Source organism: Peteryoungia desertarenae (assembly GCF_005860795.2).
Lineage (GTDB): Bacteria > Pseudomonadota > Alphaproteobacteria > Rhizobiales > Rhizobiaceae > Allorhizobium > Allorhizobium desertarenae.
On record NZ_CP058350.1, the window covers coordinates 3,091,741 to 3,113,892 of the forward strand.

Consider the following 22,152-nt stretch of genomic DNA (forward strand, 5'->3'; position numbering starts at 1 on the left):
GGCTTCCTTGTTTTCTTCCTGCAAATCGGGCTTTCTGAGCCCTCTCATACTGGCCAGCTTCAACGGCCTCAACTTAAAAAAAGCGCGCGACAGCAGTCGCCACACATCGGACCGATCAATGCTCTCCTTGCGCGACATCATCGACGAAACGGCAAGAGCCCTAGCCTTTCTCTCACGACTTCCAATCCCGGATCGCTTCTTTGTCGGCCATGACGGGCGTCTGACCAAAACGGTGGCCGCATTTCCTCTCGCGGGCCTTCTTCTTTCGCTCCCGGCGGCATTTCTGATGCTGATTTTGCTGTCGCTGCACACATCAGCGCTTTTGGTCGCTTTGATGGCGATAACGATACAAATCTTCATCACCGGCGGGCTGCACGAAGATGGTCTTTCGGATACGACCGATGGACTCGGCGCTGGCCGGGATCGTCAGCGAGCGCTGGAGATCATGAAGGACAGTCGGCTTGGCAGCTATGGCGCTCTGGCAATGATCCTGTCTCTTGGTCTGAGAGTGACAGCACTTGCAGCCATTGCAGCAAACCTCCCGGCAATTTCCGCGGCATTGGTTTTCGTTGCGGCGTCCGTCGGCAGCCGAGCCCTGATTGTCTGGCACTGGTCCACCCTCCCCCCGGCTCGACCGGACGGTGTCGCATCGGGTGCAGGTCAACCGGAACCGGAGGCGACGCGTTTTGCGCTTTTGTCTGGGCTGGCACTGGTCGCTGTTACCACCCTTCCTGCGATCACATTTGCGACATTTCTAGGCGCCATAGTCGCAGCCATCATGGCTGCTTTCGCCTTTACTTCCAATGTTCGTCGCCGTCTGGGAGGCCAGACGGGAGACACGATCGGAGCCTGTCAACAGATTGCTGAGACTGCCTTTCTAGTTGCTCTTGCTATTGCCACCTGAGCACACAATATTCACGGCGCAACGGAAGGACACCGATGGAATCTCCCTGCACGCTTGTTTGTTCAATCGACATGAAAACCGGTTATTGCTTCGGTTGCGGACGTACTCGAGACGAAATCGGCAGCTGGACCACCTATAGCGACATCGAGCGACGCACGATCATGGCGCTGCTGCCAGCCCGGCTGGAGACCGTCGAGCGTAAGCCGAGGCGCGAAACACGAAGAGCCCGATTGGCGCGAGAGGCCGGACAAGCCTGATGGGATTCTGGATTGTTATTGGGATTCTCGGCTTCGGATTGGCTGTCCTGATATTGAATCATGATGCAGGTCAGAGCTTTGGCCTGGCCAATGACGATTTCAGCAAGCTGATCATCCTGCTTCCCATCATGCTGATGCTGTCTTCGGGTGTTCTACTGGGCAGGCGCTCATTCGGGCAGACTTTCCGTCAGATTTCAGCCTGGATTCTGATCGCGCTCGCGCTCATGACAGGCTACCTTTACCGGACAGAACTGAACAGTGTAGGGGAGCGCCTGATGGCCGGCCTCATCCCGGGCCGGGCCGTCGTAGTCGACACAGGAGAAGAACGCGCAGAAGTCATTCTGCACAAGACCTTCGGCGGTCACTTCGAAACCGAAGTCGAAGTCGGACCGGTTCCAGTCTCCGTTCTCATAGATACCGGAGCAAGCGCGATAGCATTGAGATACGAAGACGCTGTGCGGATCGGCATTGACCCGGCATCGCTCAATTACAATCGCACGATCCTGACCGCGAACGGCAGAGCAATGGCTGCAGGTATTCGCCTAGGACACGTTCAGCTCGGGCCGATCATCCGCCGCAATGTTGATGCGGTCGTACTGGAGCAAGGTCGACTGGAGCAAAGCCTCCTCGGCATGAGCTTCCTGTCCACACTCGACTCGCTTGAAATCCGCTCGGACGAACTGCGTCTTCGCGATTGACCCCGCAAGCTTATGGTCTGAGCTTATAACCGGTCCTGAAGACCCAGGTGAGAAGCCCGAGGCACAGACCCAAAAAGAGAATGATCATCCCAAGGCTCACCAGCGGATTGATGTCCGAAACCTCGAAGAAGCTCCAACGAAAGCCGCTGACGAGGTAAAGCACGGGGTTGAGATGGCTGACCGCCTCCCAGAACGGTGGCAGCATGTTGACCGAATAGAATGTGCCTCCGAGAAATGTCAGAGGCGGAACGATAAGCATCGGAACAAGGCTCAGCTGTTCGAAATTCTTCGCCCAGATGCCGATGATGAAACCGGCAAGACTGAAGGTGACTGCCGTGAGCGCCATGAAGAACAGCATTAGTGCCGGATGGGCGATTTTCAGATCGACGAAAAAGGTGGCCGTACCAAGAATGATCAATCCTATGATCATGCCCTTGGTCGCGGCAGCTCCGACATAGCCGATCAGGATTTCAGTCATCGCAACCGGCGCCGACAGGATTTCATAGATCGTTCCCGTGAATTTCGGAAAGTAGATCCCGGCCGACCCGTTGGAGATGCATTGCGTGATCAAAGCCAACATGATCAGCCCGGGGGTGATGAAACCGCCATAGCTGATGCCGTCAATCTCCTGGATCTGAGAACCGACGGCTGCGCCAAAAACGATGAAATAAAGCGCCGTTGAAAGCACCGGAGAGATCACGCTTTGTAACAGCGTCCGACGTGTTCTCGCCATCTCAAAGAAGTAAATCGACTTGATCGCCTCGAAATTCATGCCTTTTCCCCGATGAGCGAAACAAATATGTCTTCAAGTGAAGTCTGCTGCGTCGACAGATCGCCAAGACTGATACCGGCAGATGAAATCTCTGCCAGCAGCTTCGCGATCTCCGTGTCGCCCCCTCTGAGGTCGTATTCGTAAAGCAGTGTCATTCCATCATCGCTCAACTTCAGCGACCAGTGAGAAAGGTCCTGAGGCACACCGGGCAGCGGGCTGCGCAGTTCCATGGCAAGCGTCTTCTTCCCGAGCTTGCGCATGAGCGCCGTCTTCTCTTCAACAAGGAGCAGCTCTCCGCGGTTGATGACGCCGATACGATCAGCAATCCCCTGGGCTTCCTCGATGTAATGCGTCGTCAGGATGATTGTCACACCCTGCGCCCTGAGACGCTCGACGAGCTGCCACATGTCCTTGCGCAAGGCCACATCCACACCCGCAGTCGGCTCATCCAGAAAAAGGATGCTTGGCTCATGCGAAAGCGCCTTTGCAATCAGCACGCGACGCTTCATGCCGCCGGAAAGTTCGCGCAAGGCATTGTTTCGCTTCTCGTAGAGGCTGAGATCCTTGAGGATTTGGTTGATCCGTTCAGGATCAGCCTTCTTGCCGTTGAGACCCCGTGAAAAGCTCACCGTGTTGAACACGGTCTCGAACATGTCGGTCGTCAGTTCCTGCGGCACCAGACCGATCTGGCCGCGGGTCTTGCGGAAATCCCGCACCACGTCATGCCCATCGACCAGAACGCGACCACTGCTCGGATTGGTCATGCCGCAGATGATCGAGATGAGCGTTGTCTTGCCCGCGCCATTGGGGCCGAGAAGTGCCAGGATCTCCCCCCTCTCGATGTCGAGACTGACATCTTTCAGGGCCTTGAAGCCATTGCCGTAGGTTTTGGAGAGCGATTGGACGGAAACGATGGGAGACATGCGGACGGACTCGATTCGGCGGGAGAGCTTAACCCCATATAGGTCGTCGCCCCACCATGACCAAGCCTCGACCGGCGCTCCCGAGAAAACGAAGCGTCAACCACCAAGCATGTGTTCGGAATAGACGCGGTTGCGCCCGTAGTTCTTGGCGAGATACAGGAACTGGTCAGCCGCATTCAGGTAATTGCTGAAATTCTCGCGTTCGACGATTTCTGCGACACCAATCGAAACAGTGACCCCGAGATCACCTTCGTCAAGAGCCAGCCGCAGCGTAGATATCTGCTCCCTCACATCATCGCAGAACTGGCTGGCCATAACCGAATCCAGTCCAGGCATCAGGAAGCTGAATTCTTCCCCGCCCAGTCTCGCAAGCATGTGACCTGTTTCTTCAACGATCAGTCGGAGACGGGTTGCAACAACCTTGAGCACCCTGTCCCCGATTTCGTGGCCATAGCTGTCGTTCAGCTTCTTGAAGTGATCGATGTCCAGCATCGCGATCGAGCAAGGTTCACCGCGCTCCAGACATCCCGCAACCTTTGGCGGCCCTTCATCGAAGAAATAGCGACGGTTGCGCAGCCCGGTGAGATAATCGCTGAAGGCAGCCAGCCGCAACTGACGGAGCTGCGACAGAGTTTCAATGTTGTGTTGTATGCGGCACTGAAGCTCTTCAACAACGAAGGGACGATAGACGAAGTCATTTGCTCCGGCCTTGAGGAAACTCGCAGACAGCAGCCGGTCACTGGACGATGAGATCCCGATGATCCGGACCCGGTCGCTTCCATGATCGCGACGGATACGCCGCGTCAACTCATAGCCGTCCATGTCAGGCATGTTGTAATCGGTCAGCACCAGCTCGATCTCGGGATGGCGCGCAAGGACGGTTAGGGCCTCAGCTCCCGTGGCGGCAGAGTAGACGTGAAAACGCTGCACGTTGAGGAGATCGGTCAGCATTTTCCTCGCTGACTGAACATCATCAACAACAAGAACGCAGACATCGCGGTTCGACAAAATGCGCTCGACAGCCTCGATCACCATGTCGACTGCGCGTTCATTGTTCTTGATGACGTAATCGGCCACACCCCGCTCGACCAGACGCTCGCGCTGCTCGCGATTAAAGTCGGCGGTGAAAACGACGGCAGCCACTCCGAGCGCGATCACACGGTCAAGAACTTCTCCATGGAGACTGTCAGGCAGGTTCAGATCGACGACAGCGATATCGAAAACCGCCCCCGCTGATACGGCCTCGTCGAACTGTCGCATGCTGTTGCAGATGGTCACCATATGCCCGCATTCGCGCTCAAAGCGATGACGCAGCATCGACGAGACCGAACGCGAATCCTCAATCACCAGGACATGCGCCCTGCGTCTTGATCCTTTGGCACTGACCGCATCCTCGACACGGTCTTCGGCTGGAACAAACATGGCTTATAATTCCCCAAAACAGCGCAATGTGAGCCAACACGACACGCTGGTAAAGCCTTAGGATGCGGCTTAGGCCTCAGGCTGGCGACGGATTCATTGTTTCCGCTTCTGTGCTGCCTTTATGGCGACCAAGGTGTCCAGATTCTGGTTCACTCGGCAATAAAATTCTTCATCAATGAAGGGTCGAAGCATAAAATCATTGCCACCCACCTTCAGGAACCGCGCCGACAGAAGTCGGTTATTCGAAGATGAAACTCCGATGATACGCAGTTCGTGACTCCCACGAACGGAACGAATGCGGCGCGTAAGCTCAAAACCATCGATATCTGGCATGTTGTAGTCTGTGACGACCAGACCGATATCTGCATTTGCCTTCAATATCTCGATGGCTTTCGCTCCGCTTTCAGCGAGACTGACGCGAAAATTGTAGCGGCGCAAACGGCTGGAAAGCAAGGCGCGAGCAGTCGGACTATCGTCGACGATGAGCACGTGATGATTATGGTTTGTCAGGAATCGATATACTGACTCTGCGAGCATTTCTACAGCAAAGATATTGTCTTTCAAAATATAGTCCACAATATCTTTCGACAGCAGCTTCTCACGAGTCTCGTCGGGAAATGTACCAGTGAACACTATCGTAGGAATATTGCAATCAACCAGGTATTCGAGGGCTTGGCCACTTTCGGCGCCAGGGAGATTGATGTTTGAGATTGCTAAAACAACTGGCTCGTCCGCCAGTTCATTGGCCATCTGCAAGTCTTCAAACGTTCGACAAACTTCGACTTTCACGCCGAACAGCTCATTCATCCTCTGCGAGATCATCTGGGTGAAGACATTTGAGTCCTCACCCAACAAGATTCGTGCGTCCGGGAACGTTTCGCCAGAATACTGCATTCCGGATATGCCAAGAACTGCCATCGCCAAGCCTTCTTAAAAGCGCCCATAATAAAGCACTTTTCGCACAAATATTTTGCCGAACTGTTAAACGCCACACAGTGGCACAGTTTTATGATGCTTCGTAATAAAGAAGATACGAAAGAGCTTGATGCTTGTTACCGCGTGCTGATGCATCTTCAATAGACTGCACACATGGAAGATATGCAATCCAGAAAAGATGAGCGGCACTCCGGAATTCAGTTTATGATTGCAATTCCGTCCTTTATATCGACGCTTTCACCGCCTTGAAGACCAAGTCTGTCACCGTTTGGTAGCGTGACAAAACAGCCGGTTGGACAAATGGATTCGGAAGATCCTGCATCCAGCGATACCTCTGTGCGGTTCCCATCCTCGACAATCACAAGAACGATTGCGGATGCGCCCGAATTGGTCACCGAGGCAGAATGAGCGCTCGCCACCACGAGAACAAGAGTGCCAAAGGACAACATGCTGGTTTTCAGGATATTCTTCATGGCGTTCTCGGGATGATCCCGTCCTCAACTGGTTGGCCGGTCGTTCTTGCATCGCTCTTGCGATCGGTTCCGGTGATCGCATGCGCCGCCTGAATGTCGCCTGAATGAGCAGTTCATGACAGAACCTTGTCATCATCGGCGCCAAGAGGCAATTGCGAGACTGTCTTCTTACCGCTGCCCTTGCGAGAGCGCGACCCGGGAGTGTCCGCGTCAGACAGGTCCTTCGCGACATGCAATCGGACCTCGCGGTGCGGATAAGGCATTTCGATCCCTTCCGCCCGGAAGCGCTCGACCACGGCCAGGCGAATGGCATTACGAACCGGCCAGCCATCGAGCACATCCCCGATGAAGGCCCGGATCTCGAAATCGAGCGACGATTCGCCGAAGGCAGTGAACATGACGGCAGGCGCGGGATTCCTGAGGATACCAGGATGAGCGTCGACGATTTCCTGCAGCACTTCCATCACGCGGCGTGGATCACTGTCATAGCTGACACTGACCGGTATCTCGATGCGCCCGAGCTTGTTGCGATGGGTCCAATTGCCAACGGGCGAGTTGATCAGTTCGGAATTGGGAACAATGATCGACTGCCGTTGAAAGGTCTCGATCTCAGTGGCGCGGACGGAAATCCGTTTGACAAAACCTTCGGTCGTGCTCGTCGCAACCCAGTCCCCGACCTTGAACGGGCGCTCGACCAGAAGGATGAGACCAGAGACGAAATTCGAGACGATGTTTTGCAGGCCGAAACCGATACCGAGTGACAGGGCACCGGCGACCAGGGCAAGGCTCGAAAGATCGATGCCTGCCGCAGACACACCGATGATGCCTGCGATGGCGGTGCCCAGATAGCCGATGCCGGTCTTTACCGAGTTACGGACGCCGGCATCGACCTGTGAGCGGGCCATGACATTGCCATCCAGCCACTTCTGCAGCCACCGGGTCACGACAAGGCCGACCGCAAAAAGTGCGACACCACCCATTATGCCAAAAATGGATATCCGGATGGTACCGATATTGACTTCGGTAAAGAGATTGACGAGCCATACTTGCAGATCGCTGGGCTGGAAGCCCCAGGAGATCAGGATAAGCGGGATGCCGGTAACGAGAGCGAATGCATAGATCAGCAAGCCGGCCAGGATACCAGCCTGGTCGAGCGCAACAGGTGTCAGACTGAACCGCTTCGAGAGCGCTCGACCCACCCGCGTCTCGCCAAACTGATTTGGCGCTGAAATCGCCTTGCCGGACAGGATGCCGATATACATCGTCACGATAACAGCACCGGTCAGAACCACCTGCGTCGCCAGAAAACGGGCCATACCGACATAGCCAAGAGCCCCGGCAGCCATCAGCAGCAAGCCGAGCAGCCGCAACCCATACGCAATCGTCCGCGGCCAGGGGCGTCCAGGAGAATAGGGATTGCCGTCCGTGGCCAGCACCGGACGCAAGAACGAGACGACGAAGATCAGCAGTCCGACGATCATGGACGAGACGAGGCTCTTCATCACTGTCAGGACAACAGGCGAGCTGAAGGCAGCACTCATCGTGGCGAAGACATAATCAATGCCATTGACCAGAGCCATCAGCACAACAGCGAGGCTGAGGTTTTGCGCGCCTCTGTTCGAAAGCCGCACCAGGCGCCAATTGGGCGCGAAAGGCGCCAGCACTGACCTTGCAAGCATTGCAACAAAAAAAACGAGACCAATGACCGCAAGAAGTGAAGCAATGATTGGCGCAATGTCTGCCCTGAGAACATTGAATGTCTCAAGCAGGAAATACGTCGCAGAAAGGAAGACTCCGATTGCCATCGAAGGGAGTATGGTGGACCAGAAGGCAACGGAAAGCCGGCTCATATAGCTCGGGTCTTCGATACCCGGATCACGATGGATGAGTGACCCGAACAATCGGTATTCAACGATTAGAATCACAATGGCCAGCGCAAAAGACAGAAAAAGTGCGGTGGACAGTGGAACTGTCTTGAACTTGATAACAAAGGACATCCAGCTGACGATGCTGCGCTGCATGCTTTGGAGAGCACTGGAAAACGATTCAGCAGCCTGGCTGAATACATCGCCGCTGATTTCGGTATGCGCAAACAATTGTTCAGTGAACAGGGCACGGCGCATTTCGATGATACGATCTGCCAGTGCGCGACCGGCAATGGAAAGGTCCTCGGCCTGCCCCGTGAGCGCATTGATCTGAGCGCGGGCACCGTTAAGCCGGTTGCGCTCTTCCGTCAGGTCCGGCGCCTCCGACGACTGCCCTTCCTCGGGAGCCGCCCCAAGCTCGCCAAGACGCAATTGCAGCTCGTTGAGTCGCGGCCGCAGATCAACGGAAATCACCAGCAGTTCCCGAACCAGGGTACCAATCTCGATGCCAAGCTCGGAAAGCGCTCGGTCATTCTCTGCATTGGCATCGACCCGCCGGGCAAACGCATTCAGTCTTTCCCGTGCATTGTCGATACGCTGCTGCACGGATGAAATGAGGGCATCCTGCACCTGTACAGGCGCTTCACTTGCTTGCGGAGCAACCGCAGGCACCGCGTCTTCAGCAGCCGGCTGGCCGGATGAAGAGGCTGTCACCGACGTTTGGCTGTCTTGGGCGAAGGCTCTTGTCGCCAGTCCATCTGGCGAGAACCCCACCATCAGGGAGACAACAAGGGCAGCACATAACGACCCAACATGCGCTCTGATCACTCTCGGTCCCCTGCCAATCAATAGAACTGGCCCGGACATTAGTGACTCGAACCGATAAAGAAAAGCATCGCCGAAAACAGAAAAGGCCGCAGGTTCATCACATCCTGCGGCCTCCCCAAAAGATGAATTTAGCTTCAGATCTCAGCCTGTCGGAGCGCTTCAAAACGGGCCAACTGCTCAGCGATGAGCGCACGTTCGGCGTCACGTCGGACGAAGATCTTGAACATCGCCCTGCCCTCTGCGTTCATGAACCAAACGGAACAGGATCGACGACCGTGAAAACCGCGATCAACAAAAACGATCGACTGACAGCGATCCTTGCGGATGTGGCCACCAATCGGACTGTCACCATGGATGTTGAACCAGCCATGACCTTCGCTGCCCATGGGCAGCGCCCCTTCGACTTCGAGCACGATGTCATCGGTATGCACAATCATCAGGACATCGCCCCAGGTGGAAAGATCCTGCCAGATCGCATCCCAACGATCAGCGGGCACAATACCGGCAGCACCATCGGGCAGCACGGCCAAGACATCTGCAGGAGAAACCTCTGCCTTGGCTGCAATCTGCTCGATCACACCATCCGGCTTTGCTGCCAAGGCAGCCTTTGCACGATCAAGACGGTCACTGGAGTTATGGACGACGTTATCCATCGGGAACTCACGCTGCGAGGTTGGCGCGCTTGCCGGTACGATCTTCGTGGATGATGACTTCAAAGCCTTCGAAATGCGGCCCCGAAAGATACTGCACCTTGCTTTCCCCAGCACGGGCATGTGCCGCGCGGAACTGCTCGGACTTGGTCCAAGCAACAAAATCCGCATGCGTCTCCCAAACTGTGTGCGAGGCATAAAGTGTATGATCGTCTGCCTTTGGCCCCTTCAGCATGTGGAATTCCACATAACCAGGCACTTCTGCGAGCCGCGCCTGGCGGGACTTCCACTGGTTCTCGAAAGCCTCTTCATGGCCCGGCACAACACGGAAACGGTTCATTGCGATGTACATCTGGTCAATTCCTCTTCAGCTTGGTCACTGCTCCACGACACCGGCACAGTGTGAATTTCCAGCACCGCTCATATTCATGCCTGACGGTGCAGTCTGTTGCCTTCCTATTTAAACTTGTGTACTTCCGTCAAGTTAATTGTCGGAGCCGTGCATCGGCAGGCCTCCGTCGTGCGGCAGCTGCGGTCATCAAAGACGATCGTGAGCGCTTTCCATGGGTTCAGACTATCATGCGTTCTAGAAATGTACCGCAGAAATTCGCTCTATCGGTGCTGGCAATTCTTTGGTTGTCCGTCTCCCCGGCAACCGCCGAAACCTCCGGACAGGGCGCTGCAAGAATCGTTTCCATAGGCGGGACAATCACTGAAATCCTTTATGCTCTCGGCGCTGAAGACCGGATTGCCGCCGTGGATACGACAAGCATCTATCCCGAGGCGGCGACCGAGAAGCCCGACATCGGCTATGTGCGCCAGATTTCGGCCGAAGGTGTTCTGTCGCAGAAGCCAGACCTGATTCTCGCGGAGGAAGGAGCCGGCCCTCCGGATGCCTTGAACATTCTCAAGGCGAGTGGCGTCGAGATCGTCATGATCCCCAATCCTCCGCAGATCGACGCGATCCCGGCGAAGATCCGGGCGGTAGGTGAAGCCGTCGGCGAGATGACAAAAGCCGAAGCACTGGCTGCAGAGACCGAAGCAAAGCTGAAAAAGGTCACCACTCAGACTTCGGCGCTGCCAAAACGCAAGAAGGTCCTGTTCGCCCTTTCCCTGGCCAATGGCCGTGTCATGGCGGCAGGCGCCAATACGTCGGCTGCGGCCATGATCCGCCTTGCCGGAGGAGAGAACGCCGTGACAGGCGTCGAGGGATATAAGCCACTGTCGGACGAAGCTGTCATTGCCGCGGCTCCAGACGTCGTGCTGGTCATGAGCGGTGGAGCAAATCATCTGACCGCAGAGCAGGCATTTGCCCTTCCCGCGCTTGCTTCCAGCCCGGCCGGCAAGAACAACGCGTTCATCACCATGAATGGCCTTTACCTTCTGGGACTGGGACCACGTGCCGCTGATGCCGCAACCGATCTCTACAATTCGCTCTACCCGGAAGGCCAATGACCGTGAACACCATGGCCCTTTTCGCCCGGACTGCGAGAGCACGAACATCGTCATCGGACGGTGATCGTACCGGGCTTGGGATCGCAGTCACGGTCTTCCTTGCGGTCCTGCTCGTCATCGCCTGCCTGACATCGATCACGGTCGGCCCGACGGGCGTCGGTGTTGCCGATCTCATCGCTTACCTGACTGGCCGTGCTGGCGAAATGGAAGCCCAGAATGTGGTGATCCTGGAAGCGGTCAGACTCCCGCGGACGGCACTCGGCCTTCTGGTCGGCGCGGCGCTGGCTGTATCGGGGGCCATGATGCAGGGCCTTTTTCGCAATCCACTCGCCGACCCCGGCATTGTCGGTGTCACATCGGGAGCAGCACTTGCCGCCGTTTGTGCGATCGTGCTGGGGCCTATGGTGTTCGTGCCTGTCATGCAGGTCATGGGTGACAGCTTCCTGCCGGTTGCGGCCTTCCTGGGAGGCCTTGGCAACACGATCCTTCTCTACAAGATAGCCACGCGGAATGGCCAGACGTCGACAACAGCCCTCATACTCTCGGGGATTGCCATCGCAGCGATGGCGGGAGCGGCAACAGGTCTCCTGATCTTCATCGCTGATGACCGGGCTCTGCGCGATATCACCTTCTGGTCACTTGGATCTTTAAGCGGCGCGACGACCGCCAAGATCCTCGCAATCCTGCCATTCATCTTGCTTGTGCTGGTGACAATCCCGTTTGTGGCGCGAGGCCTTGATGCTCTGGTGCTTGGAGATGCCGCCGCCTTTCACATGGGCGTTCCGGTTCAACGGCTGAAGCGCCTTTCGATCCTGGCAGTGGCTGCCGCCTGTGGCGCCACGGTGGCAGTCGCGGGCTCGATCGGATTCGTTGGCATCGTTGTGCCGCATCTCCTGCGACTGGTAATCGGGCCTTCCCATCGCTTCCTGCTACCCGCATCTGCCCTTGGTGGCGCATCCCTGCTTTTGTTTGCCGATACGATTGCCAGAACGATTGCTGCCCCGGCTGAACTGCCGATTGGCATCATCACAGCCATCCTGGGCGCGCCAGTCTTCCTGATGCTTCTGCTCAGCCGCAACGGTCGCTCCGGAATGGAGCCGACATGACAATTTCGGCACAAAAGGTCACGATGGTGCGAGACGGACGACGTCTGGTTGACGACGTGTCCCTTTCGATCAAGGCCGGACGTTTTACGGCGGTGATCGGACCGAACGGGGCCGGCAAGTCATCCCTGCTGAAATTGCTGTCAGGTGAAGTGGCGCCCGACCATGGTGAGGTCACCTTCGCGAACCGATCACTGAAGGGGTTTTCCGCGCTTGAGCTTGCGGCCATCCGAGCCGTGCTACCCCAGTCAACTCACTTGTCTTTCCCCTTCACGGCCTTGGAGGTGGTTCGTATGGGGGCTGTTGCCGCCGGCAGCTTCGATCCAGCACGCGCTGGCCGTCAGGCTCTCGCCCGCGTGGGTCTGGCCGGTTTTGAAAACCGACGCTACAATGCGCTCTCCGGCGGCGAGCAGCAGCGAGTTCAGCTTGCCCGGGTGCTGGCCCAGGTGCCAACGCCAAGTGACGCGACCGGTGTACGCACGCTGTTTCTCGATGAACCCACCTCAAGTCTTGATATAGGCCACCAGATCTCGGTGCTCGAGATTGCGCGATCATTCGCCAATGAGGGCGGAGCGGTTCTTGCCATCCTCCACGATCTGAACCTTGCGGCAGAATTTGCCGACGATCTCGTGATCCTTCACCGCGGTCGTGTCGTGGCAAGCGGCACTCCTGCCGATACATTGACGGATGATGTCATTGCCGATGTTTATGGGCTGCGAGGCACCGTGGGACGCATTCCTCCCGCCGCGATCCCCTTCGTGCTCCCACAATCGCGACAGATTTCTGCCGGCTAATCGGATCCTTCCGACCAGAGAACACTGGCTTTCGAGAGAACGACAATGAACTCGACTGGTTCATTCATGAGCCGGCTCACCAAACTTATCCACAACAATCCACAGGTGAAATCTGAGCACGCAGCACAAATTGGAGAACAAAACAAAAACGGCAGGGACCCGACTTGAGAACAGATAAACAACAAAAGTTTGTGGAGCGCACGGTCAACGCGCGATGATTTTCACCTGGGTGTGACAGGTTTCAATCAAGGATTATTGTCAACAATTGAGTTGGTGGGTGATGTAGGGCTCGAACCTACGACCCGCTGATTAAGAGTCAGCTGCTCTACCAACTGAGCTAATCACCCGACCGCCCCGGTGCCGGTGGCGTGACCGGGCGTATAAACAGGAACGGCAATCTTGTCCAGCCAGCAAAGCCAAATTCTTTCTCTTTCGGTCAAAAAAATTACATGAAGGCCGATTTATCGTTAAATTTCAAAGCTCCAGCACACCGCTGGCAATACGCACCGCCTGACCGCCGATACGGACACGGGCAACGGATTTGCCCTTCACATCGATATGGAGATGAATGAAGGACGGGCGCCCCATCTCTACACCTTGCTCAATCATCAGCGGATGATGTCCATCATCGAGACCATCAAATTGCCAGATCGCACCTGACAGAGCCGCCACAGCAGCCCCTGTCGCCGGATCTTCAGCAATCCCCATATCAGGGGCGAACATGCGGGCATGGAAGCTCGCCTGATGATGCCGCCCTCCGCGACAATAGACATAGGCAGAGGTCAGACGGCCTTCGCACAGTGGAGCCGCCTGCTCCCAGAACTGTGGATCGAATTCGAGTGATGCCATGGCCGCCAGATCATGCACCGGGACCAGCAGGAAAGGCACACCGGCGCTCCACACACCCGGAACATGGTTTTCGAAACCGATCGCTGTCGGGTTCAATGACAAGGCTTCGGCCACAGCCTCACGATCGATTGGCATTGAGTAGCGGCTGGATGTCGTTGGCAAATCGAATTCGGCAAAGCTCGCTTCGCCCGAACGAAGTTTCACACCACACCGAACCGGTCCGACATTTTCCTCTAGAACCGAAACGAGATCGATGGCGTCGCTGCGATTGGCATAGGCCCGTTCGGCCAAAGCAATCGCAGTGCCGACCGTCGGATGTCCGGCAAAAGGCAATTCCCGCGCCGGCGTGAATATCCGGATCCTCGCCGAATGCGTCGGGTGCGATGCCGGCTGAACAAAGACCGTTTCAGAAAGGTTCATTTCTGCAGCGATGGCCTGCATATCGGCATCAGACAAACCATCACCATCGAAAAATACTGCCAGCGGATTACCGGCAAGCTTGGTGTCGGTGAAAACATCATAAATCGAATAGGAACGGGCCAAGGCATTCTCCCTCTCTAATCACTGGCAGGATCACTCCTTCCGCGCCGCAGACTGCCCCAGCCGGAAATGAGAGGCAACCAGCCCGCTAGCGGAAATACCATTGCAGAAGGGCCTGCATCGCAGGGTTATAGCGATGGAGGGAGAGATCCGCTGACGTGATCGCCACCGCATCCGATATCTCCTTCTCGCCGCACTCTTGGGCATGCTTGCGTATGCGTGCGATGAGTTGATCGGCACTGTCGGAAAAATGAAACAGCTGAAACAGCGTAAGGCGCCGTGTTCGGTAGCTGGCATAAAGCTGACCATCTGTTTTTGCCTCGGAAAGGCTGAGCCCTGTTTCTTCCAGAACCTCCCTCGCCATATTGCCGGCCAGATCACACTCGCCTGCCACCACATCAACAGGCTCAACGGAGCCCGCAGCAAAGTAAACCTGGCCAGGATTGGCGGTATGGTCCGACATCCTGACCGCAATCAGGGCACCGTCTGAGGAGACGAGCACCGGATACCCGAAAAGGTGGCAGGCACCGGGGCGCCCCGGCACTTTCCGCCACCACAGGAAGCTCGCATAGTCGGCAACATATCCTCGCGCATGGATCTGCCGACCTTCCAGCGAAATCCGCTCCTGGAGGATCAGTTCGCCGTTGTAGAGGCTTGGGTTGGCGCGCTGTTCCAGCTGCCAGTTGGCGGCAATGGCTTCGGCATGGGCTTTTTCTATCGGATGACGTCCCTCCAGCACCTTGAGCTGATACCCGTCGATGGGGAGAACCGCCCCATCAACAGGAAGACCAGTATCGTCGACCACCGCAGATGACGTCATGGAAGAAACAGTTCCATGACGACGGGGCAATGATCGGACGCCTTGGGCCGGTCCCACCCGATCCGGGGATAGCGTTCGGTTTCATAACCGGGCGGAAAAACCGAACGGAACGGCTGGCCATTTCGAATAATGTCCGGGACGACATCGACATTTCGACCCGCGAGGTGTTGCGAGAGAAGGATATAGTCCAGCTGACACAGATGCTGCTCCTCCGGTCCCCGCGCGTGGTAAAGCGTCCAACGGTCCAGCGGATCTCTGGTGTTCATAGGGTTGACTGCAAATCCATCGTCAGTGAACACGTCCAGCGCGCTCGGCAGGCCATCCTGATGTATGAACTCATACCCGTGTCGACGGTCGCCGCGAACAATCACGCGTTCCTGATAGTCGTTCATGTCCCCACAGATGACGAAGTTGCGATTCACCGGAGACCGATCAGCAAATCGTTTCTCTATGATTTGCCGCACCGCTTTGGCTTCAGCAATTCGGATAGGCATGGTCTGCGTACGCCCATCACCCTCGCCGCGACCTGACGTCATCGATTTGAAATGCACGACATAGACGGTGAGCGGCCTGCCACCGATCCTCAGTTCAAGTTCCAGACAATCCCGCTTGAAAACACGATCACGCGGATTGACCCTGTCACCGAGCTCCGGGTCGTAAAGGTCGAGGTCCTGATAGGTCAGCGCCGCATGGCTGTGCACGTCGACAACCTCAATCGGCTCACCATGCCGCGTTTCCGATCTCAGCAGAACCGCGACGTCGATGCCCCGACTGTCATTGCCCTCCACGAGGAAATGCTGCCTGTAGCCGGCTCCCATCATCCGAAACAGATAGCCATATTCAAAGGACTTCAGCGCTTCGAGACTATCGACTTCCTGCAGGCACAGGATGTCGGCATCCGCATCCGCTATCGCAAGGGCCGAGAGCTGCCGGGTATCATCGGTCGTTGCAATAACGCGAGCCGCTTCCAGCGTCTTGTAGTCATGCTCCGTCTTGATATCGAAGAGTTTGATGACCCGATCCGCACGAAGATTGTTACGAAAACCGGAAAAATCGAACCTGTTGACCAGGTTTTCTATGTTGAAGGTGGCAATTCTCAACGACATGCTGAACCTCGACAAAAGCCAGCAAGGCCACCGGCTGCAACAATAGCTTGATCAAATGACCGTAGCTCTAGCAACAGAATCGCGATCATTTCGGCCAAAGTCTATGCCATGCGCCGACACATGCGCCACTGCGTTCAACACTTCGCACGCGCGGTAGAAAGAGTGGCACTGTCCACTTATGACAGTTCCGACGCAATGAGTCGGCCAAGTCGCTGTATCCCGTCTTCAATCATTGGCTCGCTGGCGCAGGAAAACGAGAGCCGGAGCGTATTGGCAGAGCTCCGGTCTGCAAAGAAAGCCTGTCCTGGCACAAACGCCACTTTCTCAGTTTTCACCGAGCGGGAAAGCAATGCCGTTGCGTCAATCACCTCCGGTAACGTGACCCAGACAAACATGCCTCCCTCCGGTCGCGTCCAGTCTGTGCCCGTTGGCATATGGCGCTCAAGAGCGGCCAGCATGGCATCGCGACGGGCTCGATAGGCCTGCCGTATCTTGGCCACTTGCGCTTCAAAATGGCGCTCTGCAACATGGGCGATCGCCATCTGATTGATGGAGGAAGAATGCAGATCAGCCGCCTGCTTGATCAGGACGAGCTTGCGTATGACCGGTTTGGCAGCAACGACATAACCAACCCGCAAGCCGGGAGCGAGCGTCTTGGAGAAACTGCCGCAGTAAATGGTACGGGTTTCCTCGATAGAACCGCTGCGCGCAATGTCGAGGGCCAGGATTGGCGGCACGGCCTCGCCGTCATAGCGCAGATGCTGATAAGCGGCGTCCTCGATCACGGGGATCTCCAGCTCATCTGCAAGTGTCAGAAGGCGGTGACGTTCCTCAAGACGGACGGTCTCGCCCGTCGGATTGGCGAAGTCGGGAGACAGGTAGGCGAACTTGACCGCACCTCCATGCGCGAGTGCTGCGGTGTGGTAGCTTTCGGGTGTCCGGTTGGCGACCCCAAGCTGATCGTAATTCGGCTCATAGGCGTTGAAGGCCTGCAGTGCGCCGAGATAGGTCGGCGAGGTCACAAGCGCCGTATCCCCCGCAGAAAGAAACAGTTTACCCAGGTAATCAAGTGCCTGCTGCGAGCCGGAGGTGATGAAGATATTGTCGATATCGCAGGAGATGCCGAACTGCCCCAGTTCCCTCTGCAACCAGTAACGCAGGGGTCGATAGCCTTCAGAAACGGAATACTGCAGTCCGGACGCAGCGTCGCCGCCCCCTAAGCACTCGCTGTAGGCCTCGCGGAAGGCATCAGTCGGAAAGAGGGCTGGATCGGGAATCCCTCCCGCAAAGGAGATGATGTCCGGCTGATCAAGAAGCTTCAGCAATTCCCGTATTTCGGAGGCACGCATGCGCTCCGCGCGCCTAGCAAAAACATGATCCCAGTCCAGCATGATTGATCCTCGCTTCTCCCAGAGCCAGATCAGATCACGCGCATTGAACTAAGTCAACAATGCTGACCTATTGACTTGTTGCCGAACGTCGAGAGCGACATGGCTCACCCGCCAGAAGCAACGCATGGCATACAAATTGTGTGCCGCACTATCAATCTATTAGGAATAATCGCTGTAAGGCGGCCAACAAAGCACAAACCTGGAGAGGCAAAGACATTGCGGATAAGAGAAGTTTTGACGCGGATCCTGGGGTCGCTGGAAACTGATCGTCACGAGTCTTGGGACCAGCTTACCGAGCTCTTTCGCATCTCTCCGCATCTGTTCGCTGCCTCGGCGATCGGGGCAGCAGCGATCAGCCCCGCCCTCGGCGGACAAAGGCTTGAAGTCGGCATCGCCCTGTCGCTTGTCGCCGCGCAGGTTCTGATGCGTGCGGTCGCATGGCATGCTTTCAGAAACAGGAGCCAAAAGACCTCCTATGAGGTCTGGTTTCGCCGCTTCACAATCCTGTCAATCCTATCAGGTATTGCATGGGGGACGAGTTTGGCCGTTCTCTTCGTGGGTGCCGAGCCGCAATCACAAGTGATTACACTGGCTGTTGGTTGCGGCATTGTGCAATCTGCTTCAGGCCGCGCCTATATGGCACCTCGGTCCACCCTGATCGTTCTGCTGATCATCATGGGGCTCATGAACCTTGCGGCCTTCACCGAAGGCCAGTGGATTTTGCTTCCTATCTGCGTGGCCTATCTGTTTTTCCAGGCGACATTCATGAGCCGTCTGATTGAACTGGAAATGAGCCGCCGACAGGCAGAAGACGAGACAAAACACCTGTTGCGGGAATTGGCTGATAGCAATCACAAGCTCAAGCGGGCCAACGAAAGGCTGCAACAGCATGCGCTGACCGATGCGTTGACCGGTCTGCCAAACCGACGAAGTTTCGACAGACAACTGACGCGGGCTGTTCTGGAACGGGACGAGACCGGTGCTCCTTTGTCCCTGATCCTGTTGGATATCGACCATTTCAAGCAATTCAACGATCGTTATGGCCACCAGGAAGGCGACAAGTGTCTGCAGCACGTCGCTGGCGTTTTGGCGCGACACGCCGATGAGAACGGCTATCAACCTGCCCGGTATGGTGGCGAGGAGTTTGCCGTGATCTTGCCGTCAACGCCGCGAGAGACCGCAGCAGACGTCGCCGAAAGACTCCGTCGACAAATCGCAAATCTCCCATTCCGGATATCGAATGGAACTGAAATCAAAATCACGGCAAGTTTCGGCGTGGCTCAATTTCAACAAGGTGACGTCGACGCCAAGAAACAGCTCATCGCCCAAGCCGACAGAAACCTTTATCGCGCGAAAGAACAGGGCCGCAATTGCGTGATATCACGCGAGACAGAGGCAGACCCTCTGCATTCCTGACCAAATTCAAAAGGCCGGGAAGGTCACCCTCCCCGGCCTGGCGCTAGTTTCGATCAACCCCAATCAGTTGCGGGTCTTGTCGACCAGCTGGTTCTTGGCGATCCACGGCATCATGCCGCGCAGCTTGGCGCCGACTTCTTCGATCTGGTGGGCGTCGTTCATGCGGCGGATGCCCTTGAAGCGGGCAGCACCGGCACGGTATTCCTGCATCCAGTCCGAGGTGAACTTGCCGGTCTGGATGTCGTGCAGCACGCGCTTCATTTCAGCCTTGGTTTCAGCCGTGATGATGCGCGGACCGGTGACATATTCGCCCCACTCGGCCGTGTTCGAGATCGAGTAGTTCATGTTGGCGATACCGCCTTCATAGATCAGGTCGACGATCAGCTTTACTTCGTGCAGGCACTCGAAATAGGCCATTTCCGGAGCGTAACCGGCTTCGACCAGCGTTTCGAAACCAGCGCGGATCAGCTCGACGAGACCACCGCAGAGAACGACCTGTTCGCCGAAGAGGTCGGTTTCGCACTCTTCCTTGAAGGAGGTTTCGATGATGCCCGACCGGCCGCCACCAACGCCACAGGCGTAGGAGAGAGCGAGTTCAAGGGCGTTGCCCGAGGCATTGTGATGGATGGCAACGAGGCAGGGAACGCCGCCGCCCTTCTGGTATTCGCCGCGAACCGTGTGGCCCGGGCCCTTCGGAGCGATCATAACGACGTCGACGGTCGACTTCGGCTCGATCAGGCCGAAATGAACGTTGAGGCCGTGAGCGAATGCGATGGCCGCGCCGTCACGGATGTTCGGAGCGATGTCGGCCTTGTAGATGTCAGCCTGAAGTTCGTCCGGTGTCGCCATCATCATCAGGTCCGCCCAGGCGGCAGCTTCGGCAACCGTCATGACCTTGAAGCCATCAGCTTCGGCCTTCTTGATCGTCGGCGAACCAGCCTTGAGCGCGATGACCAGATTCTGGGCGCCCGAGTCCTTGAGGTTCAGCGCATGGGCGCGGCCCTGAGAGCCATAGCCGATGACAGCGACCTTCTTGGCCTTGATGAGGTTCAAATCGGCATCCCGATCGTAATAGACGCGCATTGACGTTTCCTTCCCTATGCTTGTCAGTTGTGGTGAAGATTTGTGGAGGCAGATGTGGCGCGGCCAGCACTATCCAGACCGGCCAGAACGCGATCGGTACCATAGAGTGTCAAGAAGGCCTGAACTGCCTTCTCCGCCCTGCTACCGAAATTCGACGGTTGCGGTGCTTCGCCTAGAAGCATGCGCACATGGAGATCGCTGACGATGAGGCCATAAAGCGTGCGGTAGGCATCCTCTCCGTCGGTGAAGCGCAGGAGACCGTCACGCTGGCCCGCATCGAGCAGTGCGCGTGCGCGGCGATCGATCTGGCGGCGGCCTCGCTCCAGCAGCAAAGTGCCAAGCTTCGAACCATCGCGGCTTGATTGGCCTATGGCGAGCCGGTTGAGCGCGAGCGATACATCACCGGCCAGAACATCCAGAAGGTCGCGCGCAAACGTATCAAGATGATCGCGCAGTGACGCTGCCGTGAGCCGCTCGCCGGGCCTCTCGAAAGTGCGAACCTTGCTCGCCTGATAGGAAATCATTGCAGACAGCAGACCGTCGCGATCTCCGAACCACTTGTAGAGGCTTTCCTTGGAGCAATTTGCCGCCCGCGCAAGCCCGGCTGTCGTGACCGCCTTGTCACCGCCCTCGACCAGCAGACGAAGAGCCTCTGCCAGAACAGCACTCTGACGCGGTGAAAACTCAGAGACTTGGGTCGTTTCGGCAGACAAGAACCACTCCCTTTATGTACCGTACGGTACGGTTCGCGTCTTATGGCATCCGGCCCGTCGAGCGTCAAGTGGCTCATAAGGGGCATGAAAAGAAAAATGACACAGCGAACCGCCACATCCGCCGTCGGCACTTTTTTTCTTTCCGTGCTTGTGGGGTTTGGAAACGCTGTTGCCGGTGGTGGCGGGGGAAATCTGGGGCTGGGCGGATGGGCGCGGACCCTTCACAGCCCCTCCCAAAGCCCCAAACCAGCGTCACATAATCTTGATCAAAAAAATTTTTGATCGTTATATGTCATAGTTAAATGACAACAAGTCTCACATCTAACTCACTGTTTTTGCTGGCCTCCAATTTCAAGTGTCATATCGGATACCGAGTACTGACATTGAACCATTCGGTTCGATTGCGCGCAATCGACTATTGCATTCCCAAACAAACAGGTCCAAATATCAATTCATCGAACCAAGCAGTTCGATAAAGCAGGCCCCAACAGAAACCCAGAACAGACACTCACACAAACCCCGAAACCGACACAAAGGAAAGGACAGAGACCATGAAGACAATCGCAATCCCTTCTGCCTTTCTCCTCCTTGTCGCAACGGCAACACTTGCCATGGCCATCGAGCCCATCCCTGGCTCAATAACCTATGGCGGAAAGTCTCCAAGGGTCGACCTGGCGCCGGCTGGATCGAACTTCTTCCATAACTTCTATGCCAATGGCAGCGAGGTCCAGGAAATCTACAGGATCAATCCGGACCACTCTGTCAGCCTCGTCTCTCGCACCGTCGCAAACCGATAGTCCACCGCCTTGCTCCGGAGCCAAGCCGAGTTCTGCCAATCAATGCAATCATGAGGGGTATCCCTCATCCAAAAGTAACCCAGGATAAAGGAAACAGAACCATGAAGACCCTTTTCTCTGCCGCCATCATCGCCGCCGTTGCAGCTCCAGCCGCCTTTGCCGCCATCCCGCCCATGGAAGGCTCGCTGAACTTCAACCAGCCCATCCAGCTCGAAAAGGCCCCGGTCGGCTCCACCGTGCTCCACACCTTCTCCGATGGTTCGGGCCATAACGTCAACGAAGTCTACAAGGTCAATGCCGACCGCACCGTGACGCTCGTCAACCGCTCCATCTCGAACGAAAGCTGATCTCTCCCGA

The 22,152-nt window shown here is 56.5% G+C and carries 23 protein-coding genes and 1 tRNA gene; 9 read left to right on the forward strand and 15 right to left on the reverse strand.

The genetic code is table 11. From position 1 onward, the window contains the following. Window positions 1-118 precede the first annotated feature (118 nt). Genes FE840_RS15095 through FE840_RS15105 form a run of 3 tightly spaced genes read left to right on the forward strand, consistent with a single transcriptional unit; the run spans window position 119 to window position 1,859 of the window. On the forward strand, window positions 119-904 hold the full coding sequence (locus tag FE840_RS15095) for an adenosylcobinamide-GDP ribazoletransferase (RefSeq protein WP_138286314.1): 786 nt from the start codon (window positions 119-121) through the stop codon (window positions 902-904). A 35-nt stretch (window positions 905-939) separates the two neighbouring features. Next, entirely contained in the window at window positions 940-1,161 is a 222-nt protein-coding gene (locus FE840_RS15100) for a DUF1289 domain-containing protein (RefSeq protein WP_138286315.1), read from the forward strand. Next, window positions 1,158-1,859 carry a retropepsin-like aspartic protease family protein gene (locus FE840_RS15105; protein WP_138286316.1) on the forward strand — a complete coding sequence of 234 codons (702 nt, stop codon included), beginning with the start codon at window positions 1,158-1,160 and terminating at the stop codon, window positions 1,857-1,859. The genes FE840_RS15100 and FE840_RS15105 overlap by 4 nt, the downstream gene beginning before the upstream one ends. 10 nt (window positions 1,860-1,869) lie before the next feature. On the opposite strand, the gene FE840_RS15110 is transcribed toward FE840_RS15105, so the two are convergent. The 8 genes from FE840_RS15110 to hmuQ form a co-directional block, all read right to left on the reverse strand. Then, on the reverse strand, window positions 1,870-2,631 hold the full coding sequence (locus FE840_RS15110; RefSeq protein ID WP_138286317.1) for an ABC transporter permease: 762 nt from the start codon (window positions 2,629-2,631) through the stop codon (window positions 1,870-1,872). Then, window positions 2,628-3,554, reverse strand: a complete 927-nt coding sequence (locus tag FE840_RS15115) for an ABC transporter ATP-binding protein (protein ID WP_138286318.1) — start codon at window positions 3,552-3,554, stop codon at window positions 2,628-2,630. Before FE840_RS15115 ends, FE840_RS15110 begins: the two co-directional genes overlap by 4 nt. A gap of 96 nt (window positions 3,555-3,650) precedes the next feature. After that, window positions 3,651-4,871, reverse strand: coding sequence for a diguanylate cyclase (locus FE840_RS15120; RefSeq protein WP_246318920.1), 1,221 nt, complete (start codon window positions 4,869-4,871; stop codon window positions 3,651-3,653). Window positions 4,872-5,069: 198 nt separating this feature from the next. Beyond that, window positions 5,070-5,894, reverse strand: coding sequence for a response regulator (locus tag FE840_RS15125; RefSeq protein WP_138286320.1), 825 nt, complete (start codon window positions 5,892-5,894; stop codon window positions 5,070-5,072). 215 nt (window positions 5,895-6,109) lie between these two features. Beyond that, a complete protein-coding gene (locus FE840_RS15130; protein WP_425502138.1) occupies window positions 6,110-6,385 on the reverse strand; it encodes a hypothetical protein in 276 nt (91 codons plus the stop codon). A 113-nt stretch (window positions 6,386-6,498) separates the two neighbouring features. Then, complete coding sequence (locus tag FE840_RS15135; RefSeq protein WP_138286733.1) at window positions 6,499-9,027, reverse strand: mechanosensitive ion channel family protein; 2,529 nt, start codon at window positions 9,025-9,027, stop codon at window positions 6,499-6,501. Between the two features lie 185 nt (window positions 9,028-9,212). Next, complete coding sequence (gene hutX / locus FE840_RS15140; protein ID WP_138286321.1) at window positions 9,213-9,731, reverse strand: heme utilization cystosolic carrier protein HutX; 519 nt, start codon at window positions 9,729-9,731, stop codon at window positions 9,213-9,215. A 7-nt stretch (window positions 9,732-9,738) separates the two neighbouring features. Beyond that, a complete protein-coding gene (gene hmuQ, locus FE840_RS15145; protein ID WP_138286322.1) occupies window positions 9,739-10,080 on the reverse strand; it encodes a heme-degrading protein HmuQ in 342 nt (113 codons plus the stop codon). Between the two features lie 227 nt (window positions 10,081-10,307). Between hmuQ and FE840_RS15150 the strand changes: the two genes are divergently transcribed. From FE840_RS15150 to FE840_RS15160, 3 genes are read left to right on the forward strand one after another with little or no spacing between them, the layout of a single operon-like run. Then, window positions 10,308-11,183 (forward strand): heme/hemin ABC transporter substrate-binding protein, encoded by an 876-nt coding sequence (locus FE840_RS15150; protein ID WP_138286323.1) that lies wholly within the window; start codon window positions 10,308-10,310, stop codon window positions 11,181-11,183. Window positions 11,184-11,194: 11 nt separating this feature from the next. Continuing rightward, window positions 11,195-12,289, forward strand: a complete 1,095-nt coding sequence (locus FE840_RS15155) for a FecCD family ABC transporter permease (RefSeq protein ID WP_171033676.1) — start codon at window positions 11,195-11,197, stop codon at window positions 12,287-12,289. Next, window positions 12,286-13,080: a heme ABC transporter ATP-binding protein gene (locus FE840_RS15160; protein WP_138286325.1), complete on the forward strand. Its 795-nt coding sequence runs from the start codon at window positions 12,286-12,288 to the stop codon at window positions 13,078-13,080. The genes FE840_RS15155 and FE840_RS15160 overlap by 4 nt, the downstream gene beginning before the upstream one ends. 271 nt (window positions 13,081-13,351) lie before the next feature. On the opposite strand, the gene FE840_RS15165 is transcribed toward FE840_RS15160, so the two are convergent. The 5 genes from FE840_RS15165 to FE840_RS15185 all read right to left on the reverse strand — a co-directional run bounded on the left by FE840_RS15165 (window position 13,352) and on the right by FE840_RS15185 (window position 17,786). Further along, window positions 13,352-13,427, reverse strand: a tRNA-Lys gene (locus FE840_RS15165). Between the two features lie 127 nt (window positions 13,428-13,554). Next, window positions 13,555-14,472, reverse strand: a complete 918-nt coding sequence (locus FE840_RS15170; protein ID WP_138286326.1) for a PhzF family phenazine biosynthesis protein — start codon at window positions 14,470-14,472, stop codon at window positions 13,555-13,557. Between the two features lie 85 nt (window positions 14,473-14,557). Then, entirely contained in the window at window positions 14,558-15,289 is a 732-nt protein-coding gene (locus FE840_RS15175; protein WP_171033666.1) for an NUDIX hydrolase, read from the reverse strand. Continuing rightward, window positions 15,286-16,395: an endonuclease/exonuclease/phosphatase family protein gene (locus FE840_RS15180; RefSeq protein ID WP_138286327.1), complete on the reverse strand. Its 1,110-nt coding sequence runs from the start codon at window positions 16,393-16,395 to the stop codon at window positions 15,286-15,288. Before FE840_RS15180 ends, FE840_RS15175 begins: the two co-directional genes overlap by 4 nt. A 176-nt stretch (window positions 16,396-16,571) precedes the next feature. After that, window positions 16,572-17,786, reverse strand: a complete 1,215-nt coding sequence (locus FE840_RS15185; RefSeq protein ID WP_138286328.1) for an aminotransferase-like domain-containing protein — start codon at window positions 17,784-17,786, stop codon at window positions 16,572-16,574. 78 nt (window positions 17,787-17,864) lie between these two features. Between FE840_RS15185 and FE840_RS15190 the strand changes: the two genes are divergently transcribed. Further along, window positions 17,865-19,202, forward strand: a complete 1,338-nt coding sequence (locus FE840_RS15190; RefSeq protein ID WP_138286329.1) for a GGDEF domain-containing protein — start codon at window positions 17,865-17,867, stop codon at window positions 19,200-19,202. 63 nt (window positions 19,203-19,265) lie between these two features. Here the strand turns inward: FE840_RS15190 and ilvC are convergent, their stop codons facing one another. Further along, window positions 19,266-20,285, reverse strand: a complete 1,020-nt coding sequence (gene ilvC, locus FE840_RS15195) for a ketol-acid reductoisomerase (protein ID WP_138286330.1) — start codon at window positions 20,283-20,285, stop codon at window positions 19,266-19,268. Window positions 20,286-20,308: 23 nt separating this feature from the next. Continuing rightward, window positions 20,309-20,998: a TetR/AcrR family transcriptional regulator gene (locus FE840_RS15200; protein WP_138286331.1), complete on the reverse strand. Its 690-nt coding sequence runs from the start codon at window positions 20,996-20,998 to the stop codon at window positions 20,309-20,311. Window positions 20,999-21,549: 551 nt separating this feature from the next. On the opposite strand from FE840_RS15200, the gene FE840_RS15205 reads away from it, so the two are divergent. Together FE840_RS15205 and FE840_RS15210 are read left to right on the forward strand one after the other, a co-directional pair. Then, window positions 21,550-21,795, forward strand: coding sequence for a hypothetical protein (locus FE840_RS15205; protein ID WP_138286332.1), 246 nt, complete (start codon window positions 21,550-21,552; stop codon window positions 21,793-21,795). A gap of 101 nt (window positions 21,796-21,896) precedes the next feature. After that, window positions 21,897-22,142, forward strand: coding sequence for a hypothetical protein (locus tag FE840_RS15210; protein ID WP_138286333.1), 246 nt, complete (start codon window positions 21,897-21,899; stop codon window positions 22,140-22,142). Window positions 22,143-22,152 lie beyond the last annotated feature (10 nt).